Annotated in this window: 19 protein-coding genes; 10 read left to right on the forward strand and 9 right to left on the reverse strand. The window is 38.8% G+C overall.

Annotated elements, in window-relative coordinates; genetic code table 11:
• Window positions 1-86 precede the first annotated feature (86 nt).
• From EDC17_RS08375 to EDC17_RS08405, 7 genes are all read left to right on the forward strand, one after another.
• A complete protein-coding gene (locus EDC17_RS08375; RefSeq protein ID WP_165894385.1) occupies window positions 87-3485 on the forward strand; it encodes a response regulator in 3399 nt (1132 codons plus the stop codon).
• Window positions 3473-4306, forward strand: a complete 834-nt coding sequence (locus tag EDC17_RS08380; protein ID WP_132777637.1) for a CheR family methyltransferase — start codon at window positions 3473-3475, stop codon at window positions 4304-4306. Before EDC17_RS08375 ends, EDC17_RS08380 begins: the two co-directional genes overlap by 13 nt.
• Before the next feature lie 2 nt (window positions 4307-4308).
• On the forward strand, window positions 4309-4884 hold the full coding sequence (locus EDC17_RS08385) for a chemotaxis protein CheB (RefSeq protein WP_132777638.1): 576 nt from the start codon (window positions 4309-4311) through the stop codon (window positions 4882-4884).
• Window positions 4881-6488 carry a response regulator gene (locus EDC17_RS08390; RefSeq protein WP_132777639.1) on the forward strand — a complete coding sequence of 536 codons (1608 nt, stop codon included), beginning with the start codon at window positions 4881-4883 and terminating at the stop codon, window positions 6486-6488. Before EDC17_RS08385 ends, EDC17_RS08390 begins: the two co-directional genes overlap by 4 nt.
• Window positions 6489-6579: 91 nt before the next feature.
• Window positions 6580-7080, forward strand: a complete 501-nt coding sequence (locus tag EDC17_RS08395) for a plastocyanin/azurin family copper-binding protein (protein ID WP_243646091.1) — start codon at window positions 6580-6582, stop codon at window positions 7078-7080.
• Between the two features lie 123 nt (window positions 7081-7203).
• Window positions 7204-8610 (forward strand): dihydrolipoyl dehydrogenase, encoded by a 1407-nt coding sequence (gene lpdA / locus EDC17_RS08400; RefSeq protein ID WP_132777641.1) that lies wholly within the window; start codon window positions 7204-7206, stop codon window positions 8608-8610.
• Between the two features lie 73 nt (window positions 8611-8683).
• Window positions 8684-9085 carry an acyl-CoA thioesterase gene (locus EDC17_RS08405; RefSeq protein ID WP_132777642.1) on the forward strand — a complete coding sequence of 134 codons (402 nt, stop codon included), beginning with the start codon at window positions 8684-8686 and terminating at the stop codon, window positions 9083-9085.
• Here the strand turns inward: EDC17_RS08405 and EDC17_RS08410 are convergent, their stop codons facing one another.
• Window positions 9086-9376, reverse strand: a complete 291-nt coding sequence (locus EDC17_RS08410) for a DUF3817 domain-containing protein (protein WP_132777643.1) — start codon at window positions 9374-9376, stop codon at window positions 9086-9088. It abuts the gene before it with no gap.
• 306 nt (window positions 9377-9682) lie between these two features.
• Between EDC17_RS08410 and lpdA (EDC17_RS08415) the strand changes: the two genes are divergently transcribed.
• Entirely contained in the window at window positions 9683-11071 is a 1389-nt protein-coding gene (gene lpdA / locus EDC17_RS08415) for a dihydrolipoyl dehydrogenase (RefSeq protein ID WP_132777644.1), read from the forward strand.
• Between the two features lie 81 nt (window positions 11072-11152).
• Here lpdA (EDC17_RS08415) and EDC17_RS08420 read toward each other — a convergent pair whose 3' ends face one another.
• Genes EDC17_RS08420 through EDC17_RS08440 form a run of 5 tightly spaced genes read right to left on the reverse strand, consistent with a single transcriptional unit; the run spans window position 11153 to window position 15568 of the window.
• Entirely contained in the window at window positions 11153-12166 is a 1014-nt protein-coding gene (locus EDC17_RS08420; RefSeq protein ID WP_132777645.1) for a LacI family DNA-binding transcriptional regulator, read from the reverse strand.
• Between the two features lie 48 nt (window positions 12167-12214).
• Window positions 12215-13855: a S41 family peptidase gene (locus EDC17_RS08425; RefSeq protein ID WP_132777646.1), complete on the reverse strand. Its 1641-nt coding sequence runs from the start codon at window positions 13853-13855 to the stop codon at window positions 12215-12217.
• Window positions 13856-13866: 11 nt separating this feature from the next.
• Window positions 13867-14424 (reverse strand): HAD hydrolase-like protein, encoded by a 558-nt coding sequence (locus EDC17_RS08430; protein WP_132777647.1) that lies wholly within the window; start codon window positions 14422-14424, stop codon window positions 13867-13869.
• Window positions 14425-14895 carry a hypothetical protein gene (locus EDC17_RS08435; RefSeq protein WP_132777648.1) on the reverse strand — a complete coding sequence of 157 codons (471 nt, stop codon included), beginning with the start codon at window positions 14893-14895 and terminating at the stop codon, window positions 14425-14427.
• Between the two features lie 22 nt (window positions 14896-14917).
• Window positions 14918-15568, reverse strand: a complete 651-nt coding sequence (locus EDC17_RS08440; protein ID WP_207895729.1) for an ABC transporter ATP-binding protein — start codon at window positions 15566-15568, stop codon at window positions 14918-14920.
• 137 nt (window positions 15569-15705) lie between these two features.
• Here EDC17_RS08440 and sucC point away from each other — a divergent pair, with 137 nt between their 5' ends.
• Together sucC and EDC17_RS08450 are read left to right on the forward strand one after the other, a co-directional pair.
• Window positions 15706-16902, forward strand: a complete 1197-nt coding sequence (gene sucC, locus EDC17_RS08445) for an ADP-forming succinate--CoA ligase subunit beta (RefSeq protein ID WP_132777650.1) — start codon at window positions 15706-15708, stop codon at window positions 16900-16902.
• A gap of 100 nt (window positions 16903-17002) precedes the next feature.
• Entirely contained in the window at window positions 17003-17560 is a 558-nt protein-coding gene (locus EDC17_RS08450; protein WP_132777651.1) for a DUF4230 domain-containing protein, read from the forward strand.
• Between the two features lie 150 nt (window positions 17561-17710).
• Here the strand turns inward: EDC17_RS08450 and EDC17_RS08455 are convergent, their stop codons facing one another.
• The 3 genes from EDC17_RS08455 to EDC17_RS16855 form a co-directional block, all read right to left on the reverse strand.
• Window positions 17711-17893, reverse strand: a complete 183-nt coding sequence (locus EDC17_RS08455) for a hypothetical protein (RefSeq protein ID WP_132777652.1) — start codon at window positions 17891-17893, stop codon at window positions 17711-17713.
• The gene (locus EDC17_RS08460; RefSeq protein ID WP_132777653.1) at window positions 17874-18644 is read right to left on the reverse strand and encodes a hypothetical protein; all 771 of its coding nucleotides are present in this window, start codon (window positions 18642-18644) and stop codon (window positions 17874-17876) included. Before EDC17_RS08460 ends, EDC17_RS08455 begins: the two co-directional genes overlap by 20 nt.
• Before the next feature lie 343 nt (window positions 18645-18987).
• Complete coding sequence (locus EDC17_RS16855; RefSeq protein ID WP_165894386.1) at window positions 18988-19155, reverse strand: hypothetical protein; 168 nt, start codon at window positions 19153-19155, stop codon at window positions 18988-18990.
• Window positions 19156-19340: the final 185 nt, after the last annotated feature.

A 19340-nucleotide genomic window follows, 5' to 3' on the forward strand; every position in this document is an offset into this window, starting at 1 on the left:
TTTTATTGCGTCCAATTATTAATTTTACCCCCGATCTAAATATTAGAATGGATATAAACATCACCAAGAATTCGAACACTAAAATCATGAGTAGAAAGAACACCCTGAGGGCTCAATTGACTACAAGCAGTATAATTTCTTTGGTATTAATGCTCGTGGGATCAGCATATTTATTTTTTAGCATCAATAGATTTGTCAATACAAATAAAGATGTGCTATTTCATACCCAAGAACAACTATATATTGCTTCTGCAATTAACGTTCACACCAAAGAACTTATTAAGGTCAATATTACCTATCCAAATAACCAAACAAGACGTCTATCCGAAATAAAAGCTCCTATTAACAAATTAAGAGATGAACTCTTGAAGCTGCAGGAGTACCGCGGCGAGATTGGTACGACCGAAACAATCATCTTACACGTCAACGAAATAATCAATAAAGCCGAATCGAATGTAGAAGATCCCGAGGCGCACTTGGCTTATTGGCAAGATAAGGATTCACATTCCCTCAATTTGGTCAACAGCTACATCCAAGACCTTATTGAGTATAGGGTGAAGATGATTGATGCGAATGAGCGCAAGTTTAATATTGCCAAATATATTATCGCCTTTCTGATTATCGCTGTTATTTCATTTATTGCATTCACCTTCCGCAGGGTTGTTCAAGCTTTAAATAAACTTCGCGAAACCACAGACAACCTTACCGTCATCAACAATGAATTCTTACTGGCCAAAAACGAAATCGAAAAATCGAATTGGGTGCTAGAGAAGAGTTCATTGATTTCCGAAGGCATTAGTGGATTAGATGATGAACGGGAAATATGTAATGTGGTAATCCAAATCATAAACAATCACCTCAGCACACCTGCCCTAGCGATTTACATCCGTCAGCCTCAGTCACAAGCCTTCCGATTATCAGGAAGTCACGGTATTAACAAGTCGTTAGCTGTCAAAGAATTCATGATGGGCGATGGTTTTTTGGGTAAGGTCGTCGAAGATCAGGCACAAGTATTACTCAAAAACCAACAAAAATCGCATCTTAATATTCAGAGCTCATTAGTAACCGAAAATGAATACACGATATTGTATTCACCACTAGTGAATGATGGGGAGACCATAGGACTTATAGAGATTGCTATCGCAGATTATTCACAAGCAACCGCTGAAAAATATGATGCCTATTTCAAACGCATAAGCCGTTCGATAGCTACGCGTATTAAATTTGGTCAGAATCACTTAATGGTTCAAGAGCTATTGGACGAAACCCAAAGGCAGACCGAAGAGCTTGAAGCACAACAAGAGGAATTACGTATTACAAACGAAGAACTCGTACACAAGACCAATCTTTTAGAATCTTCAGAAGAAGAATTACGTGTCCAACAAGAAGAATTGACACAGACCAACCTCGAGCTTAACAAAAAAGCCGAAGAACTCGAAACCCGAAATAAAGACCTCAATCATACCCAAGAATTAGTGGAGCAAAAAATTCTTGAAGTAGAATTGGCGAGTAAATACAAGTCCGAATTCATGGCCAATATGAGTCACGAACTACGTACTCCACTAAATAGTATATTGATATTAGCCAAGCTGCTACACGATAACAAGCATCAAAACCTCAATACCGAACAGGTCAAATATGCAAAGGTCATTCACGATGCGGGTGCCGATTTGCTGGAGTTGATCAATGAACTATTGGATTTAGCAAAAATCGAAGCAGGCCACGTGGATCTCAACATCAGTAAAATTCGTTCTGAAGAATTTATACATAATATTGAAGACCTATTTAAAGCTATCGCCAAAGACAAGAATATTGCCTTCAATGTGTCGATCGATCAGGATATTCCCGCCGAATTCTTGTCCGACGAATACAGACTACAACAGGTCCTTAAAAACTTCCTATCGAATGCTTTCAAATTCACCGAAGCAGGTGGCAATGTTGACTTCACGGTAAGTTTACAATCCAACAATTTGTCATTTGAAGTCAAAGATTCGGGTAAAGGAATTTCGAAAGAAAAGCAAGACTTAATCTTTGAAGCATTTAGACAAGAAGACGGCTCGACCAGCCGCAAGTATGGTGGCACAGGCTTAGGATTGTCGATAAGTAAGGAGATCGCAAGTCTATTGGGAGGTCGCATCACATTAAAAAGCGAACTTGGCGTAGGTAGTACTTTCTCTTTGATTATCCCTATCCAGACAGCGGAAGCTTTCAATATCCAAGAGATTGCCCCGAAAAGAGAAAAAGTAGAAAAAGTGGCTACAAAAGACTTAGCTCAGCCGGAGGCAGAAAATACGCCAGTATTGAATGAGGATAATCGTACCATCCTCATTATCGAGGACGACATCAACTTTGCAGATATTTTGAAAGGATTTGCTGAAGAGTACGGATTCCATGTCATCGTAGCACACGACGGCGCTAAAGGGATCAATATGGCAAAAATGCATATGCCTTCAGCAATCATCTTGGATGTCATGTTGCCTATTGCCGATGGTTGGGAAGTATTGCGTACACTCAAGGATGATGAGCAGACCAAGCATATCCCTATCCACATGATGTCGGCCGCCACTTTCTCTAAGAAAGATTTTATCGAAAGAGGTGCTATCGGTTTTATGCACAAGCCTGTGACCGAAGAAACCATCCAAAAAACTTTTGAGAACATCAATATCAACATCAGTAACTCGGTGAAAAAGATTCTTTTGGTCGAAGACCAAGAATTGCAGAGTGAATTCATCAAAAATTCATTTTCGGGACATAATATCAATGTGATCCAAACGTTCTCTCTATCATCCGCATGGGCTAAATTGAACGAAGAAAAGAACATAGATTGTATAATCCTGGATTTGAGCTTGCCGGATGGCAATGGCTTAGATTTGATCGAAAGAATTAAAGACAATGAAGCGCTTTCTCAAATTCCAATCATTATCAACACCGCTTATGAATTGCCTAAAGAGCAGTATGACAAAATTTTGTCTGATGCGCGGGCTACGATTCTGAAATCCGACAAATCGAGTGACCGATTAATCGATGAAGTGAATTTATTCTTAAATAAATTGAATTCGAATGCGCAGCAACCTGCCGTATCGGTTCCAACGATTACGCAGACCAACAATTTGAACGGCAAGAAAGTGCTTATTGCCGATGATGATATGCGTAATGTGTTTGCACTATCGACGAGTCTGCAGAATTACGATATGAAAATTGAAATCGCCAATAATGGCAAGGAGGCCATCGAAATCTTACGCAATCCTAATCACGGTGTAGATATTGTCCTGATGGATATCATGATGCCTGAGATGGATGGCTATGAGGCTATTCAGATTATTCGCGAAGAATTAAAATATAAAAATCTACCGGTTTTGGCAGTGACAGCAAAAGCGATGAAAGGTGATAGGGAGAAGTCCATCCAAATAGGTGCCAATGATTATGTGAGCAAACCTATTGATATAGATAAGTTGACATCATTGATGCAAGTATGGCTGGGATAAGTAAGGGCTTTTTTATAGAATTCGAAGATTTAGAGGAGATAATTTATATACTCAAAAATATCTCGGAAGTGGATCTATCTGGGTATTCGAAATCCTCACTGAAGAGACGAGTAGAGCGTTTTCTGCAAGTGGAGAAGATGGATCTTGTGGATCTCAAGAATGCAATTATCAATGTGAAGGACTTTCACAATTATTTCATTCAGGAACTGGTGGTCAATGTGACCGAAATGTTTCGCGATCCTGAATTTTTCATTTCACTCAAAGAAAATGTAATCCCCTACCTCAAAACTTATCCGCAAATACGGATTTGGAGCGCAGGATCATCAAGTGGCGAAGAGGCTTATTCTACCGCCATCCTATTGAATGAATCGGGGATCTTGGAAAGAAGTTTTATCTATGGCACAGATATAAGCCCAAAAGCATTGGAAACAGCGCGTAAAGGAGTATATTCTCTAAATAAGATTAAATCATATACAGAAAATTATTTAAAGACCTCCCCCCGTTCAGAATTCGCAAACCACTATACAGCGATGTATGATGCTGCGATTATTAATAAGGAATACCGAAGCAAAGTGCTTTTTTCATCACACAATTTGGTGACTGACCACGCTTTCAATGAGTTCCAGCTGATCATGTGTCGAAATGTGATGATATACTTCGACAAAGAACTACAAAAAAGAGTATTAAATCTTTTCTACGATTCGTTAAGTTTATTTGGTTTCTTATGTTTAGGTTCTAAAGAGAGCCTCTATGCTCATGATATCAAAAATAATTTTAAAGTGATAGATAAGCGCTACAATATCTATCAAAAAATTAAATAAAAATGGTGAGTGCTTCTGAGATTATACTTATAGGCGGATCGGCAGGTTCGTATGTTCTGATTGCTGAATTACTGGAGTCATTACCGGAATATTTTGATGCCGCCATATGCGTTGTACTCCACAGAAACAAACAATTCGACACACAGATCGAAAGAAGTTTATCACGTAGACTGTTACGTAATATTTCTCCAGCCATCGACAAAATGGATATTTGTAAAAATTATGTGTATTTTGCTCCTGCTGGTTATCATTTGATGGTCGAACCAGATTATACATTTTCATTGGATGGCTCCGAGCATATCAATTACTCGAGACCATCTATTGACGTACTATTTGAGACTGCTGCTCAAATATATCGCGAATACTGTACCGCCTTTCTCCTATCTGGAGCAAACCAGGATGGCGCCCGCGGTCTAAGCATTGTCGAAGATTTTGGGGGGAAAATAATTATTCAAAACCCGGATCAAGCATCTATCAACACCATGCCTCAAGCTGGTATTAATGAAACACAAAACCCACAGGTATGGGATAATGCACAAATAGTATCATTTTTCAAAAATTTAAATAAGCAGTCATGAAAAAAATCAATTTATTGATACTTGACGACAAAGAAGAAAACATCATTAGCTTAGAGGCGCTGTTAGCAGATATAGATAATATCAATATCATCAGTACTACTGACCCCAATGAAGCGCTCAAACTATGCTGGAAAAATGATATATCAATAGCATTAGTGGACGTGCAAATGCCCGAAATTAATGGTTTTGAGTTTGTGTCTTTGCTAAAAGGAAACCCCAAGACGAGCCATATTATCGCGATCATGGTGACCGCGATCTCCAAAGAGGACAAATACCTGATCAAAGGATTGCAAAGTGGAGCCGTCGATTATCTATACAAACCTCTCAACCCCGAAATTACGATCGCCAAGGTCAACGCTTTCATAAAACAAGTACTCATTCAAGAAGAGATATTTCAAAAAAATACAGAATTAGAACAGTCGAAATTAGCGTTGATAGAAGCGAACAAAGAAGCAGAACATGCGCGCAAATCCAAAGAAATATTCTTGGCCAACATGAGTCACGAGATACGCACACCGATCAACGGAATAATGGGTATCATCAATATGTTGAAAAGCTCTTCTTTAAACGCCGAACAACTGGATTGGGTAAAAAGACTGAGCAATGCCTCCAATTCGCTTCTTATGATCATCAATGACATTTTGGATATTTCCAAAATCGATTCGGGGATGATGAAAATTGAATATGAAAATTTCAACTTACGCGATCTAGTCGAAGATACGGCGAATATATTCCGAATGAAGGCCGCCAATAAAAAGTTGAATTTCGAGGTTCATTTGGCTGAAGATCTACCCAAAATAGTACATTTTGACTCCTTACGTTTACAACAGATATTGACCAACTTTATTTCGAATTCCCTCAAATTTACGCACGAAGGTAAAATCGATATCAAGGTGGATATTCTGTCCAAAAATGGAGATAGTAATAAAATAAAGTTTGCCGTCACCGATACCGGAATTGGTATTAAACCCGAATCCGTCGATAAAATATTCCGAGAATTCGAACAAGGCGACGATCGCATTACAAAAAAATTCGGAGGTACAGGATTAGGATTGGCGATTGTAAAACGACTAGCCAACCTCCTGAAAGGAGAAGTGGATGCCCAAAGTAACTACGGTGAGGGTTCTACCTTTTCGTTTATCGTCGAAATGAAAGAAGTCCTTGAGGGATCATTGGCTAAAAAAGAAGAAATACTACAATACACTCAAGTAGAAAAGCTAAATAAATTAAAAGTGCTTATCGCGGAGGACAACGATCTGAATAGTTTTATGCTGGCGCACATGTTGCGCACATGGGATTGCGAAGTCACTATAGTCAAAAATGGTCGACTTGCCCTTGATGCCATCGATAAAGACAACTTCGAAATAATATTGATGGATACGCATATGCCGGTCTTGAGTGGATTTGAGGCCATTACCGAAATCCGGAATAGCATGGATCCTTTGTTGCGGAAAATTCCGATTATCACCATATCTGCATCCGTAATGGAGCATGAGCAGAAGGCGGCTTTTGAAGTCGGCGCGGACGATGTGATAGGCAAACCTTTCAACCCGATAGAGCTTTATAATAAAATTGTCAAAGCTGTTAGTATGAGCAAAAAATAGGCAGTTAATTTTATCAAAACAAGTATAAATTTTCTATATTTGATTAAGAAACTATATAAAGATTATGAAAAAATATTTTTTAATTCCAGCAGTGGCTGTAGCATTAGGATTGGCTTCATGTGGTGGTGATAATACGAACAATACAAACACAACAGCGACCACCGAACAATCATCGAACGATGCAACACCAACGGTAGAGGGAATCGAAAACGTTAACATTTCTAACTCGTGGACTGTAGAAGGAAATGATAACATGAAATTTGATACAGAATTAATTCGTGTAAAAGCGGGTGAACCACTTGAAATAACATTAAAGAATGTAGGTTCATTACCGAAAGAATCTATGGGTCATAACTTTGTTATCCTAAAACCGGGAGTAGATGTAGCTACTTTTGGTGGTGAAGCAGCAGCAGCAGCAGATAACGAGTATATTCCAAAATCATCGTTATCGTCTGTGGTAGCTCACACAAAATTATTAGGTCCTGGTGAGCAAGATAAGATTTCAGTTACTTTAGAAAAAGGGGTTTATGAATACATTTGTAGTTTCCCTGGACACTTTGGTATGATGAAAGGTAAAATCGTAGCAGAATAATTCACTGACATCAGTATATTTAAACTATTTAAAGGCACATTCAGTGCCTTTTTTTATGCCAACATAATTTGGCATTACTAAAGGATAACCTTAACTTTGTAACAAAAATATAAAATAGCAATTATGCAATACGACGTTATAGTAATTGGTAGTGGTCCAGGCGGTTATGTTGCGGCCATCCGATGTGCCCAATTAGGTTTAAAAACAGCAGTTATTGAAAAATATAGCACTTATGGTGGTACATGTCTAAATGTAGGATGTATTCCTTCCAAAGCTTTATTGGACACTTCAGAGCACTATCACAATGCGGCTCATGCTTTCGCGGATCATGGTATCGCAGTGAAAGACTTGAAAATTGATGTAAAGAAAATGATCGATCGCAAAAATGATGTGATTGCACAAAATACAGCGGGTATTACTTACCTATTCAAAAAAAATAAAATCGACACTTACGAAGGAACTGGTTCTTTTGTAAATAAAAATACCATCAAAATCAGCAAAAAAGATGGTGCTACAGAAGAGATCACAGGTAAAAATGTAATCATCGCTACAGGTTCAAAACCTACAGCATTGCCTTTCTTACCTATCGACAAAAAACGTATCATCACGTCCACAGAAGCGTTGAACCTTACTGAAGTTCCTAAACACTTAATCGTAATCGGTGGTGGTGTAATAGGTTTGGAATTGGGTTCTGTATACGCACGTCTTGGTGCTAAAGTATCAGTGATAGAATATGCTAAATCTATCATCAGCACAATGGATGGCGGTCTTGGTAAAGAATTGCAACGTGTATTGAAAAAATCACTAGGTATGGAATTCTTCTTAGGACATAAAGTGACAGGTGCTACTGCTAAAGGTAAAACGGTAACAGTGACAGCGGAAGATGCGAAAGGTCAAGCTGTTTCTTTCGAAGGGGATTACTGCATAGTTTCTGTAGGTCGTGTGGCTTACACAAAAGAATTAGGTTTAGAAAATATCGGCATCACTCCAGAAGAGAGAGGTAACAAGATCACCGTGAATGATCACCTTGAAACAAGTGTAGAAGGTGTATACGCGATCGGGGACGTAGTGAGAGGTGCTATGCTTGCACACAAAGCCGAAGACGAAGGTATCTATGTAGCTGAGCGTATCGCTGGTCAAAAACCACATATCGATTACAACTTGATCCCAGGTGTAGTATATACATGGCCAGAAGTAGCTTCAGTAGGTAAGACTGAAGAGCAATTGAAAGAGGCTGGTGTGAAATATAAATCAGGTTCTTTTTCATTCAAAGCATCAGGACGTGCTAAAGCATCCGGAGACACAGATGGTTTTGTAAAAGTATTGGCTGACACAGAAACAGATGAGGTATTGGGTGTACATATGATTGGCCCGCGTGCAGCGGATATGATTGCAGAAGCAGTCGTAGCGATGGAATACAGAGCATCAGCAGAAGATATCGCTCGTATCTGTCACGCTCACCCTACATATACGGAAGCATTAAAAGAAGCTGCTCTAGCAGCAACAGCTAACAGAGCGATTCACGCTTAATCACTACATATAAAAAGAGGCAAATTAACATTTGCCTCTTTTGTTTATCTATCCACTTTAATCTACCACGACTATGAACTTTCACACCAGAAAATGGGTTAAGCCGGAGGATCTAAATCCGAATGGCTCGCTATTTGGAGGCACGCTTTTACGTTGGATTGACGAAGAAGCGGTTATTTATGCGATTGTACAATTGAGCAATCCACACGTCGTTACAAAATTTATTTCTGAAATTAATTTTGTAAGCTCTGCAAAACAGGGTGATATTATTGAGCTGGGCATTACAGCCACCGAATTCGGAAGAACTTCCATTACGTTGACCTGTCAGGTACGTAATAAAATCACAAGAAAGACAATTTTATCGATCGACAAATTGGTTTTTGTGAATTTAAACGAAGAAGGTATTCCTACGCCACACGGCAAAACTGAGATTACCTATGCTTATATGAGTATCAACGACTTGCCGAAAGATTAATTATCTTCTGGCAAGTATGTCTTTTTTCACATCTCTTTCAATCCAAAAAGATACGATAGGAATTAAAGAAAGTACAAAATACTTTACGACACGGGATAATTTCCAGCCATACGTATTCCAGCACATCAAGAGTAATATGACGAAGATTACCACCAGAAAGCCGTGAATAGAGCCTGCTATTCTAACTGCCTCCGGGATATCGGCAAGATATTTTAAGGGCATAGCAACAAAAAATAGGATTACGGTAGAAATAGCTTCCCAAAGCGCAACTTGTTGAAAAATTCGTAACATATTATTTTTTATCTGTTTAATTGGCCGCTAAAATAATTAATTAAAATGGTCAATAAGAACCGTTTACTGATATTGACGATTGACTGACAATGTAGCTTCTCCCCCGGTTAATTGCGACTCCAATTCCAAGAATCTATTCGCCACCAAATTCTTAGTTACCAACACCCTAGGTTATTTAAGCAGTATGTCAGTCTATTCTCTAATTTTTCCGAATACATAATTAGCTACGCATAATATATGGGTAAGCCAAAAAAAAAATGTATTTTTGGCTAAAATTTGAAAAAGAAAAACTAATTCAAAAACTATATGAACTACGACATTATTGTGATTGGATCTGGACCGGGTGGCTATGTTGCTGCTATCCGTGCATCTCAATTAGGTTTTAAGACTGCCATCGTAGAGCGTGAAGCTTTAGGTGGTATTTGTTTGAACTGGGGATGTATTCCTACTAAAGCTTTATTAAAAAGTGCTCAAGTATTTGAATACTTAAACCATGCTGAAGAATACGGTATTAAAGTACAAGGCGGTGAAGCTGACTTTGGTGCAATCGTAAAAAGAAGTCGTGGTGTTGCCGAAGGCATGAGCAAAGGTATTCAGTTCTTAATGAAAAAGAACAAGATCGATGTGATCATGGGTACGGCCAAAATAAAAAAAGGTGGTAAAGTCGAAGTGAAAGCTGCCGACGGAAGCACTAAAGAATACACAGCCAAACATACAATCCTGGCTACTGGCGCACGCTCCAGAGAATTGCCTAATCTTCCACAAGATGGCAAAAAAATCATTGGCTACCGTCAAGCGATGAACTTATCACAACAACCAAAATCTATGGTGGTAGTTGGTTCGGGTGCCATCGGTGTTGAATTTGCATATTTTTACAATGCTATCGGCACGAAGGTTACTATCGTTGAATTCATGGACCGCATCGTTCCTGTTGAAGACGAAGAAGTATCCAAACAATTAGAAAAATCCCTTAAAAAGGCTGGAATTGATATTTTAACGAAATCTGAAGTAACTTCAGTAGACACTTCAGGTGCTTTATCTAAAGTTAATATCAAGACAGCTAAAGGTACGGAAGTTATCGAGGCGGAAATTGTATTGTCTGCTGTAGGTATCGCTCCAAATATCGAAAACATTGGTCTTGAAGAAGTAGGTGTCAAAGTGGACAAAGGACGTGTATTGGTAGATGATTTCTACAAAACCAACGTAGAAGGTGTTTATGCTATCGGTGATATCGTGAAAGGTCAAGCGTTAGCTCACGTAGCTTCCGCAGAGGCAATCACGTGTGTGGAGAAAATCAAAGGTCTTCACGTAGATCCTATCAACTACAATAACATTCCTGGATGTACATACTGTTCACCAGAAATTGCTTCTGTAGGTCTAACGGAGAAAGCTGCCCGCGAAGCAGGTTATGAAATCAAAGTGGGTAAATTCCCATTCTCTGCATCTGGTAAAGCTTCTGCTGCCGGCGCAAAAGATGGTTTCGTAAAAGTAATCTTCGATGCGAAATATGGAGAATTTTTAGGTGCGCACATGATTGGTGCCAACGTAACTGAAATGATTGCGGAAGTAGTAGTTGCTCGTAAATTAGAAACTACAGGTCACGAGATTATCAAATCCGTACACCCTCACCCTACTATGAGTGAAGCAATTATGGAAGCAGCAGCTGACGCTTATGGTGAAGTAATTCACTTATAAGAATAAAATATACTGTAACAAAAAAAGGATGCATTAATGAAATGCATCCTTTTTTTGTATTTATATAGTATACAGATATAGTTATTGATAGACCAGCTTTGAGGCGAGTATATGATTTGGGATCGGCGCATCACTCTCCTTTTTGTCAATTAATTGAAAAAGTATTTTAGCCGCTTGGGCGCCCTGTTCTGCGGGATACTGTTCGATACTTCCTAACGGTGGATTGTCCATATATTTCCACATAGAATAGTTCGCAAAACTGATCACATGTACATCATGCCCCAAGTAAATGCCTTTTTCCTTTGCAAATTTGATGATATCTAAGGTTACATAATCGTTGAACGCCAATATCGCTGATGGTCTATCCGCTAGCATACGGAGCTTCTCCATCGCTGCATAATTTCCTTCCTCGGATAAGTCCGAATATACCACATACTTGTCATCAAATGGCAATCCATGATCTTCCAATGCTTTTTTGAAACTCAACATGCGCTCTACTGATGCGTTGAGTGTTTCAGGACCATTAACGAGGGCAATCTGCGTATGTCCTCTTTCGGCAAAAGCCTGGACAGCTTCTTGAATACCTGTAGAAAGGTCACAATATACTTTTGGTACTTCGACATCCTCTGGTACACAATCGAAAAACACAATCGGTATTTCATATTTATGCAGACTTTCGATGAAGTCTAGGTTCGTCGTATTCTTACCTAACGACATTAAGATACCGTCCACACGATGTGTTCGGAAGCTATTGATAATATTCAGCTCACGCTCAGGATTGTCTAAAGATTGACCTAGAAGCACCGTAAATTTTTGATCTCCGGCCACTTCTTCGATAGCGCTAATTGCGGACGCAAAAAAAGGTTCGGACAACTTGGGAAGAATAACGCCTATCGTAAAGGTTTTACGTTGTTTAAAGAAAATAGCGGTCTGATTAGGCTCATATTTGAGTTCTTCAGCCAGCTTCTTTACACGCATAGTCGTCACCAAACCTATACTAGGATGATCATTTAGTGCACGCGAAACAGTAGAAGGTGATATTCTAAGTTTACGTGCGATTTCCTTAATGGTAATAGGTTTATTCGGTTTACTCATATATTTTGGTATTACTTCTTATTCCTTTTGACTTTTTAAAGATACTCATTAAAAATGAATCTTCTTGGTCGGAAATTTATACATACCCTGAATTTTGCGAGGACCAAAGCCTTCTCGGGAGATTTTACGCTCGATATCCATTTTACCTTGCACAGAGCGTGGTTGTGTCGCTCTGAAGACTCCTGTTCGAATATGTTCTAACGCTGTGGCTAACATCGTTTCCTGTGCATTCCCAAAGTCATAGAAAGATTGATACTCCCAGACATGATGATTGGGCTTCAGACCGTCAAAATAATCGCCATAACCGTTTTTATTATACATCTGAAAGGATGTTACGTACAGCTCGTTGCTAGCGCTTACAATTTCAATAGGAAAAAACCCTACTGGTTTGCCATATGTATTCTTAGCTACGGCAGCACCGTTCTCTTCGCGGTAGGTACCAATAACATATACATCCATCACAGGACTAAGAATATTAATAAGAAGCTCACTTGCGGAAGCTGTTTCCTCCGACACCAAAAAGTACACTCTGGACAGATTCAAGCTTCCCTTCTTCGAAAAATAAACTGGACCAAAATCTTCGCCGGCTTCATCCCAGCCAAATTCTTTCAGAATAGCATTAATTTTGTACGTGTACATGAGTTGGGAGGAAGCTGATGCTGGTACGAGCATATCGGATAAATATTCAGTGGTTAGCACCGATCCTCCGCCATTATAACGCAAATCAATTACAAGATCGTTTACACCTTGTGTTTGTAGATTCTCAAAAGTGCGGTTTAATCGGGCATCGAAACGCTGGAAACCCGCATCTGTAACGACCCATGCATCCTGCGAAAGAAAGGAACTAATCCCGACATAGCCCACCTTTTTTGTTCCTGCTTGCAGCACCGTATCCACAAATACTGCATCGGCATAGTGATTACTTCTGTAAACAATTTCCACCGAGTTAATCACTCCTGCGGGTGTTTTGTACTCTACGGTAAGTCTAGAGCTGTTGAGATAATTATTAAGGGTATTAAAATTATTGGCTTTTTGGGAGTTGTAATCGATTTTACTATCACCGTTTAATTTGAGAATTTGATAACCTCTGCGAAGCCCCGATATGTAAGCAGCAGAATTTTTCTCCACAAAACGAAAAAAAAGGTCGGCGTTTCCGCTGGAAGATTTTTCGACATAGGCCACATCCATTCCCAATCCCGACACCAAGCCATTTTGAATAGCTCCAGACACAAATCCACCTCTATCGAGAAAGCTGTACCAATCGTATGCTTTGCTCTCTCCTTTGCCATGTTTATAAATTATATCTTGATAAAAAAAGAAAGAATTGCCGCTGCCCGCATTGGAAGGTACAGAATTGCCTACAACACTTGCTTTGGTGCGATACATCAGATAGCCTAATACATCATTAGCAGAATTGAAATATTGGGTATAGTTTTTCTTCAGAAAATCCGTAGAATCCATATCATTGAGTTTAGCCGTAGCCGGCTCAATAACAGATTCCCATAGGGATAGGTATTTGTAATAATACCAAACTGAATCCTTCAGTTTATTTTCGTATTCGTCATCTACATGCGTTTTTGACTTATCAATAGCAAAGCGTTGACTACTCTTCTCATCGTCATCTTTTTCACAAGATAGAAGTACAAATGCGCATGCTAGGATGGCCCCTATATATGTACGAATATTCATGATTATTATATTTAGCCGATCAGAAGCATATCGTCTACCGATACACCGAAATCATCTGCAAGATAGGGATTTACATCAATATTTCGATGAAGTAATTCATCAAGAAAATAGATTTTGATTCTATCTTTATAAATATCAAGTTCGGCCCAATTGATGAATTTCAGTTTATTCAATTGTTCAACCGGATTGCCTTTTGTGAGAATAGCTACCTTTTTATCGGCTTCAAACAATTGTTTCAACAATGTTTTGGTATTATCAAATAGCTCGAGTCTCAAGGGTAGTTGCGCATTGGCACGCAGTCGCTCGAGATTTTCGCGATACTTCTCATCTACATGATAGATCTCTTTTACCGCATCGAATACTTTGTCTTCTCCATGATGCAGGTGGACTTTTTTCATCAGCTGCGCTAATTCATTGGCCTTGGCCGTTCCTTCAGTAAATTCATAAAAGCTACCAAACAGATAATACACCTGCAATACATAATCTTGCTTTGGGAATAAGACATCATCCAGCTCAAAAACGTAGAGCGCTTTATTCAAGTCTATATGCTCAACTTTCTCTGTATTCATTTATCGGGCTATAGCTAATAAAAATTCCATCCCCGAATCAGACATTACGCCCAATCCATTTACTGCGACCTCGACCGGTTGACCAGTTAACAAATCATGATTATCGACAATCAGACTGAGCGGCATATCTTTAGTTGGATTAGGTAAGATATCCAGTACTTCTAGATCCGCCTTAGCGGGACAGATTACCGTAATTCCATATTCATCAAATAGCATCGTAGATTCGGATAATGATTCTATTTCAGCAAGCTGCAAAGGCAATATATATTCGCAATTATGGTCCAAAGCCAGCTTAAGCATTTCGTGCGAAAAAGTAGGATTTAAGCCTTTCGGAATTTGTACATAATTAGCTTTCATAAAGTCCGGCAAGGGATCCGAAGTACAAGCTATAATTTCAAATTTATCAGCCAGAATCTTTGCTATACGCAATCCCAGAACATGGGTGGAACTTGTTAATAATATTTTTTTCAAAATGCGCTAAATTATCTTTGTATTAGTAAATATTACCATCTTTCATATGCACCGTACGGTCGGATATATTGGCCAAATCTTCGTTGTGTGTGACAATGATAAATGTATGCCCCATCGAAGCGCGCAAATCAAAAAACAACTTGTGCAGGGCAGCCGCATTCTCCGAATCCAAATTACCTGAAGGCTCATCCGCCAAAATAATTTTAGGATTATTAATTAGTGCTCTAGCGACAGACACGCGCTGCTGCTCGCCTCCAGAGAGCTGAGAAGGCTTGTGGTGCGCCCTGTCCGCCACACCCAGCAAGTCCAGCAGTTCCATTCCTTTTTTCTCCGCCTCATGCGGTTTTGCTCCACCTATAAATGCTGGAATACAGACATTTTCCAATGCAGAAAATTCGGGAAGCAAATGGTGAAACTGGAATACAAAACCAATATGATTGTTCCTAAAAGCGCTTAAATCCTTTGCTGAAAGCTTATGAATAGGTACATCATCGATATAGATTTCACCTTTGTCAGGCTTATCCAACGTTCCAATAATATGCAGCAATGTACTCTTACCGGCTCCCGAAGCACCGACAATACTTACAATCTCTCCCCGATCTACAGTGATGTCGACCCCTTTTAGAATCGGCAGGCTCCCATAGGCTTTATAGATATTAGATGCTTTTAGAATCATAATTACGAAATTAAGAAAAAGAATCCTATTGGTGGAGGTATAAATATAATCTAACGGAAGAACACATAAAGTATGCAAATAAATTCTTGTCTCTTAAGAATAAAAGTCCTATTTTTACGTCAAATTTTTTATCAATGAACATTCACGAATATCAAGGAAAAGAAATACTTAAAAGTTTTGGCGTTAGAGTCCAAGAAGGAATAGTTGCTGACACTCCAGAACAAGCAGTAGCTGCTGCTCAAAAAATGAAGGAAGACTTCAACTCGGATTGGGTTGTAGTAAAAGCGCAAATTCATGCTGGTGGCCGTGGTAAAGGTGGTGGTGTGAAATTAGCTAAAAACCACGATGAGGTATTACAACGTGCTACTGATATCATCGGTATGCAATTAGTAACTCCACAAACTGGTCCTGAAGGCAAGAAAGTAAATAAAGTATTGGTCGCTCAAGATGTTTACTATCCTGGAGAAAGTGAAACAAAAGAGTTTTACATGTCGGTATTACTAGACCGTGCAACTGGTCGCAATATCATCATGTACTCTACAGAAGGAGGTATGGACATCGAAGAGGTAGCTGAGAAAACTCCTCATTTGATCTTCAAAGAAGAAATCGACCCTAAAGTAGGTTTACAAGGTTTCCAAGCACGTAAGATTGCCTTCAACTTAGGCTTATCAGGTGCTGCGCACAAAGACATGGTAAAATTCGTAGCTGCTTTGTACAAAGCTTACGATTCTATCGATGCATCTATGTTCGAAATCAACCCTGTATTAAAAACTTCAGATGATAAAATTTTGGCAGTAGACGCGAAAGTAAACTTAGACGAGAATGCTTTGTACCGTCATGCTGACATCGCTGCTATGCGCGACATTACAGAAGAAGATCCAACAGAAGTAGAAGCTGGTGAGTCAAACTTGAACTATGTAAAACTTGACGGTAACGTAGGTTGTATGGTGAATGGTGCTGGTCTTGCTATGGCAACTATGGATATCATCAAATTAGCTGGTGGTGAACCTGCTAACTTCTTAGACGTAGGTGGTACAGCGAATGCTGAAACAGTGAAAGCTGGTTTCAACATTATCTTAAAAGACCCTAACGTAAAAGCTATCTTAATTAACATCTTCGGTGGTATCGTTCGTTGTGACCGTGTAGCGCAAGGTGTAATCGACGCTTACAATGAAATTGGCAACATCCCTGTTCCAATCATTGTTCGTCTTCAAGGTACTAACGCTGCTGAAGCGAAAAAATTAATTGACGAATCAGGTCTTCAAGTCTACTCTGCAATTTTATTAAAAGAAGCTGCTGAGTTAGTAACGAAAGTATTAGAAAGCAAATAAGCTTTTTTACCCTCATAGTGAAAGCGGTCAAATAAAATTTGACCGCTTTTTTGTTACACACGATCTTCAATATTGGCTTATATTTTGAGATAATGAATATATGAGAAAGATATTAGCCATTATATTTTTATTTGGACTTGTAGTATTGATGGGACATTGGATTAAAACCCGATGGGTGCCTAAGACCGAAATCGTAAGTTCGCATCATATCCTTTTAGAAAAAATTGAAGCCATTGGTAAACTTGAGCTCGTCAAATATCGTTTCAGCGATGTCATCGAACATACCAACAAAACAGACTTTCTACCTGACGCAAGTGTACTCTTAATCGTAAAAGCAGATGCAGTAGGCTGTATTGACTTGACCAAACTCACTGAGTCTGACATTTATGCTGAAGGGGATTCGGTACACATCAAGCTGCCTGCGCCGGAGATTTGTTATATCAAAATTGACCATAAACATTCTAAGGTCTACGATACCAAACTTGCATTTTTCCGCGAAGCTACATTGGTGGATGAAGCTTACAAATATGCAGAGCAAGAATTGGCCAAGCAAGTCAGAGAATCCGACATCCTAAAGCAAACTAGACAAAATGCTTTACCCCTATTGAAACCAATTTTTGAAGGATTGGGCTATAAAAAAGTCAACATAACCTTTTAATAGCTGTAACCTTACCGTCTTTCAATCTTAAATAGTATTGAAGTAAAATCATTAAATATTATATATAAAAAAGCAGGAGTGACAATTTAGTCACTCCTGCTTGCTTTGGCATCCACCTATATGTATGCGTATGCTATAATTTAAGAATTGCTATTTCGTAGCACATGGGATTTTCTTCTTACCGACCCCTGTAGATTTCATGACAGTCAATCCTTCTACCCTAGTGGTAGCCTTAATGTGGTTCGTCTGATCGCTACCTTTCCAATTTACGGTATTGAAACTTAGTCCATTTTTTAAACGTAATGGGTATAGTTCACCTTTTCTTACTACCATAGATTAATATTTCTCCATATCTACTGATGCCAATACGTAGCAGCGGTCTTGAAGATGTTCCTTCCATACTATAAATAGCACGAATTTTTCCACCCTCCACGTTAGTGCCTTCATATTGACTTCCATCTGCGAATTCAATGTTTTGAGAAGTTAAGGCTGCATTGGTCTGGAACTGAATTTCAGTCAGAGTGACATCAGTACCTAATATAGGCTGACCATTTACAGATAAATTCAAGGCATTGTCCAAATGCGTGATATCGTACACAAATCCATAATCCGCACCTGCCTCTATATAATCAAATGAAATTACAGTACCATTTTTCTTAAATGAACCATCAAACATGACACCTTTCTGTCCATTTTTGATTACTTCAGGATAATACCAATTTAACCCCTTCAGATCCGATACATTCTTGGTACATGTCTTCAATGTAAGGATTAAATTATACCGAACCCCAAGTTTAAAGCTCAAACCTTTCACCTCAAGCCCTTTGGATTCACCATCTGCTTCTAATGTAGCTATTTTAAAGACTCCACCATTGATCAAATTTTGGTTGATAGCAGTAGCCTCACTTGTGATCGTACGCACTCCTCCGGCAGGAATAATAGGAAAAATTACAGGCTTCCCTGCTGTCGCATTAGAACCAAAAGTAATTGAACCATCCATTAATTTTAATTCTACATTCAAAGCCACCGGGCTGAATGTAGAATTAATAATGTTCGTGATGGCACCAGTCATCAGATTATCCATCTTCAATGTCGTGGTAATCTCACAGAATTTCGGCGTCAGACGCGATCTTTTTGTGGGGATACCACTTCGAGCTTGCTCTCCACATACATGTCGTCACTGATCCTATGGATATGGATCTGCTCCTCCTCCGCTTGAGTATGCGTACTGGCAGATAAATCCAAGCCTTCTTCATAATTCACTCCGTCAAGATTGAGATTAACAAGAGCTTGTCCATCCGGAAGAGTTTCGTTTTCAGTTCGTTCGCGAAAAAAATAAAGTCAAACAAATTATCCCCCTGACAAGAAAAATTTATTTTTTATAGTATTAAATTTCATAATCATATATTTTACTTGTAAGCACTTGGTTACCAATCGATCGTTTTATTTACATCAGGATCATCTTCCCATGATTCGTAAATATTGTCATAGGGATCTGTTGGTGTTACACAAGCAGAATGATTAGCTATACCGCCATCTATACTGATTACGAGTGCCTCAAAATGAGGTTTGAAATAAAATCTCTTTATTTTCATATGAATTATAATATTTTAACTAAAAGGGCTTAGCTTGTTAGTATGATAAAAAACCAGTTTAAATATATAACCTAAACACTGTATTAGTTATTTTTTATGCCAAAGATTTTCCTGTGTAAAAATTATTCTGCAATTCAAAACCGAAGGTTAATAATTTTGATTATTAATATTTAACTAATTAAAAT

It is taken from the genome of Sphingobacterium alimentarium (assembly GCF_004342685.1).
Lineage (GTDB): Bacteria > Bacteroidota > Bacteroidia > Sphingobacteriales > Sphingobacteriaceae > Sphingobacterium > Sphingobacterium alimentarium.